General features: G+C 75.8%; 13 protein-coding genes. 8 read left to right on the top strand and 5 right to left on the bottom strand.

What is annotated here, in order from left to right; translation table 11 throughout:
* Positions 1-890 (top strand): chlorophyllase (locus tag G6556_RS14515; RefSeq protein ID WP_166942826.1); only part of this gene is annotated, 890 nt, incomplete at its 5' end.
* Between the two features lie 25 nt (positions 891-915).
* Here G6556_RS14515 and G6556_RS14510 read toward each other — a convergent pair.
* Both G6556_RS14510 and G6556_RS14505 read right to left on the bottom strand, forming a co-directional pair.
* Complete coding sequence (locus G6556_RS14510; protein ID WP_166942823.1) at positions 916-1,269, bottom strand: hypothetical protein; 354 nt, start codon at positions 1,267-1,269, stop codon at positions 916-918.
* A 144-nt stretch (positions 1,270-1,413) separates the two neighbouring features.
* Positions 1,414-1,821, bottom strand: a complete 408-nt coding sequence (locus G6556_RS14505; protein ID WP_166942820.1) for a nitroreductase family deazaflavin-dependent oxidoreductase — start codon at positions 1,819-1,821, stop codon at positions 1,414-1,416.
* Positions 1,822-2,273: 452 nt separating this feature from the next.
* Between G6556_RS14505 and G6556_RS14500 the strand changes: the two genes are divergently transcribed.
* Both G6556_RS14500 and G6556_RS14495 read left to right on the top strand, forming a co-directional pair.
* The gene (locus G6556_RS14500; RefSeq protein WP_166942818.1) at positions 2,274-2,759 is read left to right on the top strand and encodes an FBP domain-containing protein; all 486 of its coding nucleotides are present in this window, start codon (positions 2,274-2,276) and stop codon (positions 2,757-2,759) included.
* 110 nt (positions 2,760-2,869) lie between these two features.
* Positions 2,870-3,307, top strand: coding sequence for a VOC family protein (locus G6556_RS14495; RefSeq protein ID WP_166942815.1), 438 nt, complete (start codon positions 2,870-2,872; stop codon positions 3,305-3,307).
* A gap of 6 nt (positions 3,308-3,313) precedes the next feature.
* On the opposite strand, the gene G6556_RS14490 is transcribed toward G6556_RS14495, so the two are convergent.
* The 3 genes from G6556_RS14490 to G6556_RS14480 are packed head-to-tail and all read right to left on the bottom strand — an operon-like array spanning position 3,314 to position 5,763.
* Entirely contained in the window at positions 3,314-4,099 is a 786-nt protein-coding gene (locus G6556_RS14490; RefSeq protein ID WP_166942812.1) for an alpha/beta hydrolase, read from the bottom strand.
* 31 nt (positions 4,100-4,130) lie between these two features.
* Positions 4,131-5,003: an SDR family oxidoreductase gene (locus G6556_RS14485; RefSeq protein ID WP_166942809.1), complete on the bottom strand. Its 873-nt coding sequence runs from the start codon at positions 5,001-5,003 to the stop codon at positions 4,131-4,133.
* Between the two features lie 55 nt (positions 5,004-5,058).
* Positions 5,059-5,763, bottom strand: a complete 705-nt coding sequence (locus G6556_RS14480; RefSeq protein ID WP_166942806.1) for a DUF1361 domain-containing protein — start codon at positions 5,761-5,763, stop codon at positions 5,059-5,061.
* 148 nt (positions 5,764-5,911) lie between these two features.
* On the opposite strand from G6556_RS14480, the gene G6556_RS14475 reads away from it, so the two are divergent.
* The 5 genes from G6556_RS14475 to G6556_RS14455 form a co-directional block, all read left to right on the top strand.
* Entirely contained in the window at positions 5,912-6,346 is a 435-nt protein-coding gene (locus G6556_RS14475; RefSeq protein ID WP_166942803.1) for a VOC family protein, read from the top strand.
* A 5-nt stretch (positions 6,347-6,351) separates the two neighbouring features.
* Positions 6,352-6,999, top strand: a complete 648-nt coding sequence (locus G6556_RS14470; RefSeq protein WP_166942801.1) for a helix-turn-helix domain-containing protein — start codon at positions 6,352-6,354, stop codon at positions 6,997-6,999.
* 154 nt (positions 7,000-7,153) lie between these two features.
* Entirely contained in the window at positions 7,154-8,170 is a 1,017-nt protein-coding gene (locus G6556_RS14465; protein ID WP_166942798.1) for a diacylglycerol kinase family protein, read from the top strand.
* A gap of 35 nt (positions 8,171-8,205) precedes the next feature.
* A complete protein-coding gene (locus tag G6556_RS14460; protein WP_166942795.1) occupies positions 8,206-8,607 on the top strand; it encodes a PPOX class F420-dependent oxidoreductase in 402 nt (133 codons plus the stop codon).
* Between the two features lie 88 nt (positions 8,608-8,695).
* Positions 8,696-9,113 (top strand): MarR family transcriptional regulator (locus G6556_RS14455; RefSeq protein WP_166942793.1); only part of this gene is annotated, 418 nt, incomplete at its 3' end.

Genomic DNA, 9,113 nt, shown 5'->3' with positions numbered 1-9,113 from the left:
CCCCGATCAGCTCCGTGAAGCCCGTCGAGCTCCCGGCCCCGGGCCGCCCCGCTCCCCTGCTCGTCCGGGTGACCGCTCCCCTGCACGGCGACCGCCTGCCCGTCGTCGTCCTCTCCCACGGCAACGGCTGGTCGATGGACGGCTACGCCCCGCTCGCGGAGCACTGGGCGGGCGCGGGCCTCGTCGTCGTCCAGCCCACCCACCTCGACTCGCGGTCCCGCGGGCTCGGCCACGACGACCCGGGGTTCGCCGACATCTGGCGGTGGCGGATCGCCGACCTGACGGCGGTGCTCGACCACCTCGACGTCGTGGCGGCCGCGCTCCCCGGGCTGGCCGGCAGGCTCGACCCGGACCGGGTGGCGGTCGCCGGGCACTCCTGGGGCGCGCAGACGGCCGGCGCGCTGCTGGGTGCCGGCGTGCTCAGCCCGGACGGGTCGCCCGAGGAGCGGTTCGCGGACCCGCGGGTGCGCGCCGGGGTGCTGCTCGCCGCGACGGGGGACGGTGCCGACCTCACGCCGTTCGCCGCCGAGCACCTGCCGTTCATGCGACCCGCGTACGCCCACCTCACGACGCCGACCCTGGTCGTCGCCGGCGACGCCGACCAGTCGGCGCTGTCGACCCGGGGGCCGGACTGGTTCACCGACGCCTACCACCAGAGCCCCGGCGCGGAGGCGCTGCTGACGCTGGCCGGCGGCGAGCACTCCCTCGGCGGCGTCGTCGGTCACGAGGTGGCCGAGACCACCGACCCCAGCCCGGCCCGCGTCGGGCTCGTGCAGCGGGTCACCACCGCGTGGCTCCGGACCCGGCTCGACGTGGACGCCGGGGCGTGGTCGTCGACCCTCGCCGACGTCCGGCGGGTGGGCGAGCTGGGGTCCGTCACGACGAGGTGACGGCCGGGCCCGCCCGGGCCGCGCCTCAGAACGTGACGACGGTGGCGCCCTCGAGCGTGAAGCGCAGCAGCTCGTCCCGGGCGACCCGGAGCCGCAGGCCGCGCGCCTCGAGGGCGGCCTCCGCGCCGTCTGCCCGCGCCGAGTTGACGCACGCCCCGACCACGACGCCGGCGGCCACCAGCTCGTCCAGCTGCCGGTCGAACGTCGCGTCGGCCTCGGTGGCACGCCGGCCGATCCGTCGCTGCGCCGGACCGAAGCAGAACACCTCGAGCTCGACGCCCCGGTCCCCCGCGACCTCGAGGATCCGCTGCGCCACGCGGGTCCCGGTGACCACGGAGTCGTCGTCGTCGTGGAACAGGTGGACCACCGTCTTGGGCATGCTGCCGCCTCTCTCCTCAGGTGGGACGCACTCTGGCACGCGCCGGACGGGCGAGGGCGGGCGTCCCGACCCGTGGGAGCGAGGTCGGGCTCTCAGGAGGGCGGAGCGGGAGGTCCGCGGGGGGGCTACGTGGCGGGACCCGCGTCAGCGCGGCTCGAGCACGACGACCGGGATCTCCCGCGACGTCTTCGCCTCGTACCCGGCGAAGCCGGGGTAGTCGGCCTTCTGCGCCTCCCAGATGGCCGTGCGCTCGTCCCCCGTCGCGACCCGTGCCGCGAAGTCGCGGGTGCCCGTGCCGATCTCGGCGGACACCCGCGGCTCCGCGACGAGGTTGTGGAACCACGCCGGGTTGACGTCCAGCCCCGCGTACGACGCGAACACGGCCACCCGGCCGTCGCCGAGGTCCCGGTACATCACCGGGTTGACGCGCTCCTCCCCCGTCCGGGCGCCGGTCGTGTGCAGCAGGAGCAGGGGCGCGCCCTCGAACCGGCCGCCGACCTTGCCGTCGTGGGCGCGGAACTCCTCGATGATGCTCGTGTTCCAGTCGTTCACGGGTCGCCTCTCTCGTCGTGGTTCTCTCGTGGGCAGCGCACCGCGGCCACCACCCCGGCGCGATCGGTGACCACCCTGCGCCCGGCCGGCCGGCCGGACCCTCAGGTCAGCCGGTGATGCTAGTCCGATCGGCGGGGTCGGACCCGCTGTCGTGCGGGGCGGGCCGCCGCCCGGAAATGACCGTGACGCCCGGGCGCACCGCGGTGCATCATCGGTCCGGGTGAGCCGCGCGAACCGCCGCGGCCGCAGCAGCGCGAGGAGACGGCGGATGTCCGCAGGGAGCGAGGTCGGCCGAACCGGCCACCTTGTGTGACGGGGCCCCCGTCGTCACGCCGGACCGGCGCACGCACCCGCACGGGTGCGCGGCACGGTCCCCCGTGACGGCGCTCCCCCGTGCCCGCGCGGCCCTGACCGCGCCGGCCGTCACCACCTCCCCGAGAGCGAGCCCCGCCATGCGTGCCCTGACCGTGCCCGAGATCCGTGCGTCCTTCGTCAACTGCTCCCGCCGCGACGCGGCCCAGGCCGTCCTGCCCGACCTGACGCCCCTGGACTGGGACCGGCTGGACTACCTCGGCTGGACCGACCCGAAGAACCACCGCCGCGCCTACGTCGTCACCCGGGTCGACGACCGCCCGACCGGCATGGTGCTGCGGGCGTCCGACGGCACCACCCGCCGCAGCGCCGTGTGCGCGTGGTGCGAGGACGTCGTCGCCACGAACGACGTCGCCCTGTTCGTCGCCAGGCTCGCCGGCCCGGCCGGCCGGAACGGCGACACCATCGGCACGCTCATCTGCGCGGACTTCGCGTGCTCGCGCAACGCCCGGCGGCGGCCGACGATCGTGGAGGCCGGCGAGGACGCGGCGGCGGTGGTCGCCCGGCGGGTGGCCGCCGTGCAGGAGCACAGCGCGCGGTTCGTCGCCGCGGTCGCCCGCGGCTGAGGCGGCGCCCGCCGCGGTGCCGTCGCGCGTGGCGGGGGACGGCGCCTGCGGCGGTGCCGTCGCGCGTGGTGGACCTCCGGCGTGCGCCGCACGGCGGTACCGTGCGGCGCATGCCGATCGCGCTCGAGAACGTCGGGATCGCCGTCCGGGACCTGGACGCGACCATCGCCTTCTTCACCGACCTGGGCCTGGAGCTACTCGGCCGGGACGAGGTGAGCGGCGACTGGGCCGACACGGCGGTGGGCCTCGACGGTAACCACGCGCGCATCGCGCTGCTCGGCACCCCGGACGGCCGCGGGCAGCTCGAGCTGTTCGAGTACCTGCACCCCGACGCGATCGAGACCGGTCCGACGCGGCCGAACGAGATCGGCATGCACCGGGTGGCGTTCTCGGTGGACGACCTGGACGCCGCGCTGGCGATCGCCGCGCGGCACGGCTGCCACCCCCTGCGCGGCGTCGCCACCTACCAGGACGTGTACCGGCTGACCTACGTGCGGGGCCCGAGCGGCATCATCGTGATGCTGGCCCAGGACCTGCGCCGGGGCTGAGGACGCTCAGGCGTCGGCCCGCACCCGTGCGATCCAGTCGGCGACGAGCGCGGCGGTCAGGTCCGGCTGCTCGACCTGCACGTCGTGCCCGGCCGCGTCGAGCACCGCGAACGTCGTCCGCGGGTAGTGCGTCCGGCGCGCCCACGCGTCCTCGTACCCGACGACCTGGTCCTGCCGGGCCGTGATGACGAGGCCCGGGCGGGTGAACGGCTCTGGGTCGGCGTCCTCCGGCTCGCGGTCGAGGGAGTACCGGGCGGCGATCCGCTCGAGCGCCTGCTGGTCGGCGGCGAGCAGGCCCGGCCGCACGTGCTCGAGGAACGCCCGCACGTGGGCCGGCGACTGCACGACGGCACCCTCGGCGTAGTCGGCGGCGGCCTCACCCGCCAGGGCCAGGGCCTCGGGGTCGGTGCGCAGGACCGTGGCGGGCGGGACGTCCCGGCGGGCGTGCTCGGCGACGAACACGCCCGCGACCACGGCCAGCCCCAGCACCCGGGGCCGGAGGTCGTGGGCGACCTGGCGCGCGACCATGCCGCCGAACGACTGCCCGACGAGGGCGAACGGCTCGTCGCCGATCAGCCGGGCGAGCTCGTCCTCGACGGCGTCGACCACGTCCCGGGTGCTCGCGACGTCCCCGACGGGGGTGCCGCCGGCGCCGGGCAGGTCGAGGTAGAGGCGCCGCCACCCGCCGGCCTCCTCGAAGACGGGGTCCAGCGGGAGCAGGACGCGGTGGTCGACGCCGAAGCCGTGCAGGAGGACGACCGGCGTGCCGGTCCCGCGTTCGATGAGGTGCACCGGGGCACCGTAGCGGCCGGCGCCGACACGCTCACTGCAGCCCGAACCCGCCGTCGGACGTCAGCACCTGCCCGACGACCCAGGACCCGGCCGGGCTCACCAGCCACCCGATCAGCCGCGCGGGGTCGGCCGGCTCGCCCCACCGCCCGAACGGCGTCGCGGCCCGGAGGGCGTCGAGCTCCGCCAGCGGCCGGTCCGTCGACCGGGGGTCCAGGTACCCGGTGTTCACCGGCCCGGGGTTCACCGTGTTCAGCACGATCCCGAGGTCGAGGAGCTCGGCCGCGACCGTGGCGGTGAGGCCGGCGAGCGCGGCCTTCGACGCGGCGTACGCGACCTCGCCGCGCATCGGGCCGTGCTGCTGGCCGGACGTCATCCAGACGACCTTCGGGGCGCGCTCCGGGTCGGCGGGCGATCGGCGCGGCGGGCGCTCCCCCGGCCGCGTCCCCGACGGGGGTGCCGCGGCGAGCTGCGCGGCGAAGCCCTGGGTGAGCTGGATCGTCGACCGGGTGTTGGTCTGCCAGAACGCGTCGAGCACCTCGGGGGTCATGTCGAGGACCGAGCCGTCGCCGCCGCTGCGCGCGTGGTTGCAGACGAGCACGTCGAGCGAGCCGGTCAGCCCGCGGGCCGCGGCGAGCAGCGCGTCCACCTCGGCCGGGTCCCGCAGGTCCGCGCTCCGGCGTCCCGAGACGGCGTCCCCGCGGAGCGACGACCGGACCCCCGCCGCCACGGCGCCCAGGTCGTCGCCGCCCCAGGGCTGGCCGGCGTCGTGCGGGGCGAAGTCGTGCGTGAACACGCTCGCGCCCAGGCGCGCCAGCTCGCGCGCGACGGCGTACCCGATCCCCTGCCGCCGCGAGACGCCGGTGACGAGCGCCGTGCGGCCGGCGAGCGGGAGGTCCTGGTGCATCCCGCGACCGTACCGAGGTCGGTCAACCGGATATCCGTCGCCGGGGGCGGGGGGGCTAGCCGAGCGCGACGACCGCGCCGACGAGCGGACCGACGACCACCAGGTGCATCAGCCCGAAGAACGCCCCGCAGACGAGGGTGAAGCCCGCGGCCTGCGCGAGCCGCCCCGGACCCCGCAGGTGCGCCACCACCCGCGCCACGAGCCGCCACGGCCGCAGCACGTCCCAGCTGTTCACCCGGATGTTCCGCCCGAGGTAGACGCCGAACGCCGCGAGCAGCAGCACCGCGACCGTCAGCCACCGCACCTCGGCGGACAGCAGCGCGTCCACGTCGTCGAACCGCAGCGCCACGTACGCGAGCTGCACGAAGAACACGTTGATCAGCATGTTCAGCACGCCCGACATCGCCAGCGACAGGACGAGGAGGATGTCGTACCACTCCGGCACGCGCTCGCCGGGCCTGCGGTGCGACTGGTTCAGCTCGGTGACCAGGTACCCGGCGTTGGGCAGCAGGAGCAGCCACACGAGCACGACCAGCGCCTCGGCCGCGACGCCGACGCCGCGCGGGGCGCCCGCGGCGAGCAGGACGCCGACCAGCAGGACACCCGCCCCGAGCACGACGACGGGCGCGATCGACAGCCCGACGTTGAGCAGCATCGGGCGGTAGAGCCGGGTGCCGAACAGCGGCGCCCGCGCGACGACCAGGAGCACGGCGAGCACGTTCATCCCGACGACGCCCAGCACCGTGTCCTGCAGCAGCACGTCTCCCCCGTCCCGGGGCGACCGGCTCGCCCCGGGGGAAGCGTGGCACGGGCGCACCCCGTCCGGGGGCCGGCCGGGTCTTGACGCCGCACTTGCTTTTTGCAAGTGTGGTCCGCGTCACAGTCAGCCGCGTCCGAGGGAGTGCACCATGTCCGCGATCTTCGTCAACCTGCCGGTGACCGACCTCGAGCGCGCGAAGGCGTTCTACGAGGCGCTCGGGTTCACGATCAACCCGCTGTTCACCGACCACAACGCCGCGTGCGTCGTCGTCGAGGAGGACCACGGCTACTTCATGCTCGTGACCCGCGACTACTTCCAGACGTTCAGCGACCGCCCGATCGGCGACCCGTCCACGACGGTCTCCGTCGCCACCGCGATCTTCCTGGACAGCCGCGACGCCGTGGACGACATCATCGCCCGGGGCCAGGGCGCCGGCGGCGTCGAGGAGCGCCCCGCCTCCGACTACGGGTTCATGTACCAGCGCCAGATCGCCGACCCCGACGGCAACCTGCTCGAGTTCGGCTGGATGGACCCGGTCGCCGCCGCGAACGGCCCGGCCGCCGTCGCCGACCAGCAGGCCTGAGCACGATGGCCGCGCGCGACTACGGGCAGTACTGCGGCGTGACCCGCGGGCTGGAGCTCGTGGGCGAGCGCTGGGCGCTGCTGATCGTGCGCGACCTGCTCGTCGGGCCGCGCCGCTACGGCGAGCTCGCCGCGGGGCTCCCCCGCATCCCGAGCAACGTCCTGGCGGCGCGGCTCAAGGAGCTGCAGGAGGCCGGGGTGATCCGGCGGGCGCCGCGGTCCCGGGTGATCGTCTACGAGCTCACCCCGTACGGGCGCGAGCTGGAGCCGGTCGTGCTCGCGCTCGGCGCGTGGGGGTTCAAGGCGATGGGCGACCCGCGCGAGGGCCAGGTCGTCACGGCGGACTCGATGACGGTCGCCCTGCGCACGGCGTTCCGCGCGGACGTCGCCGCCGGCCTGCCGCCGACCGCCTACGCCGCGCGCCTCGGGCCCGCCGACCTGCTCGTCCGGGTCGACGGGCCGGCGCTCGCCGTGGGCCGCGGCGACGGTGCCGACGACGCCGACCTCGCGTTCGCGGCGGGGCCGGGCATCCGCCGGCTCATCTCCGGCGAGCTCGACCCGGCCGGGGCGATCGCGTCCGGCGTGGTCGAGGTGCTGCGCGGCCCCGGCGACCTGCTCGACCGGTTCGCCCGCACGTTCCACCTGGCCGCCTGACCCGGCGGGACCACCCGCGCGTCGCCGGCCGACACCGGTCCTGCGACGAGGGTGCCGCTCGACGCGCCCCGACGCGTCGTTCGTGGTGCACTTCCGGTCGTGACCGCACGGGCCGCACGCCCGCGCCCCGCACCAGGACGGAAGACGCAGCGCCATGAACCCGACCGGACCCGCCGACGCGACCCCCGACGCCCAGGACGGCGACCGCCACCCCGGCGACGCCTCGCTCGCGCGCGACGCCGGGCCCCTGCGCTCGGTCGTCATCTACAACCCCGTGCGCGTCGACGGGCTCGAGGAGCGGCGCGCCGCGGTCGAGGCCGCGCTGTCCGAGGCGGGGTGGCCGCTGCCGGACTGGGTCGAGACCACGGCCGAGGACCCGGGTGCGGGCCAGGCCCGGCAGGCCGTCGAGGACGGCGCGCAGGTCGTGTTCGCCTGCGGTGGCGACGGCACCGTGCGGTCCTGCATCGAGGGGCTCGCCGGCACGGACGTCGCCCTCGCGGTGCTGCCCGCCGGCACCGGCAACCTGCTCGCGGCGAACCTCGGGGTGCCGGACGACCCCGCCGCGGCGGTCCAGATCGCGACCGAGCACGGCCGGCGCCGGATCGACGTCGGCGAGGCCGACGGGCGGGTCTTCGCGGTGATGGCGGGGATGGGCTTCGACGCGGCGCTGCTCGACGACGCCTCCACGGCGCTCAAGGCCAAGGCCGGTCCCGTCGCGTACGTGGTGTCGGCGCTCAAGCACCTGCGGGACCGCAGCATGCACCTGGAGATCCACCTCGACGACCGGCCCCCGGTGCGCCGCCGCGCGCGCTCGGTGATCATCGGCAACGTCGGGCGCCTGCAGGGCGGCGTGCGGCTGCTCGCCGACGCGGAGCCCGACAACGGGCAGATGGACGTCGCCGTGCTCGCGCCGCGCACGATCGGCCACTGGGTGCAGACGGTCTGGGGCGTGCTGCGGCACCCGCACAGCGTCGCGCACCTGGACGTGCTGCGCGCCGCGCGGATCCGGGTCGTCAGCGACCGGGAGGAGCGCCGCCAGGTCGACGGCGACGTCATCGAGCCCGGTCGCACCATGACCGTCACCGTGCGCCCGCAGGCGCTGGAGCTGTGCGTCCCGCGCCCCGAGCGGAGCGCCGACCTGGCGGAGGGCTCGGAGCGGCTCGGCCGCTGACGCCGGTGCGCCGCGCGCACCGTACGCTTCCCGGCGTGCTCCGCCTCTCGCCCACCCGGCTCGCCTTCGTCACGGAGCGCCACCTCGCGACGCTCACCACCCTGCGCGCCGACGGCACCCCGCACGTCGTGCCCGTCGCGTTCACCTGGGACGAGGACGCCGGCGTGGCGCGCGTGACCACGAGGCCGACGACCCAGAAGGCCGTGAACGCCCGTCGTCGCGCGGCCGGGGAACCGGCGCGCGCAGTGCTGTGCCAGGTCGACGGCCGGCGCTGGCTCACGCTGGAGGGCACCGTCGAGGTCGTCGACGACCCGGCGGAGATCGCCGACGCCGTCGCGCGGTACGCGGCGCGCTACCGCCCGCCGAACCCCGCCGTCGAGCGCGTCGTGCTGCGGATCACCGCCGACCGGGCGATGTCGTCGCGCGACCTGGCCTGAGGGCTCCGCGCCCGCGGGACGCTCCCGGGGCCGAGACGCGAGAATTCGACGGTTGACAGTTAGACATCTAACACTTAGGTTTCACACCATGGACGCGCCCGAGATGACCACGACGCTCGACCTGGTCCGCTGGATCGGCTGGGCCCAGCGCAAGGCCGGCGAGGACTGGGTCCGCACCCGCGGGCTGAGCCACGAGCAGGCGTTCGTCCTCGGCTACCTCGCGCGGAACCCCGGGACCATCCAGCGGGACATCGCGGCGATCACCCGGACCAGCCCTGCCAGCGTCTCGAGCCTGCTCAAGGGCCTGGAGGCGCGAGGTCTGGTCGAGCGGCGCACCGAGGCCGGTGACGAGCGCAGCAAGCGCGTCCACGCCACCCCCGAGGGGGCCGAGCTCGTCGCCGGGTTCGCGTCCGCCGTGGCCGCCGCCGACGACACGATCCTCGCCCCGCTCGACCAGGCCGAGCGGGACACCCTGCACGCCCTCCTCCAGAAGCTCACGGCCGCGC

Source organism: Cellulomonas sp. IC4_254, from assembly GCF_011603975.1.
Lineage (GTDB): Bacteria > Actinomycetota > Actinomycetes > Actinomycetales > Cellulomonadaceae > Cellulomonas.
The sequence above is the reverse complement of the archived record's forward strand: the minus strand, read 5'-3'. Positions and strand labels throughout refer to the sequence as shown.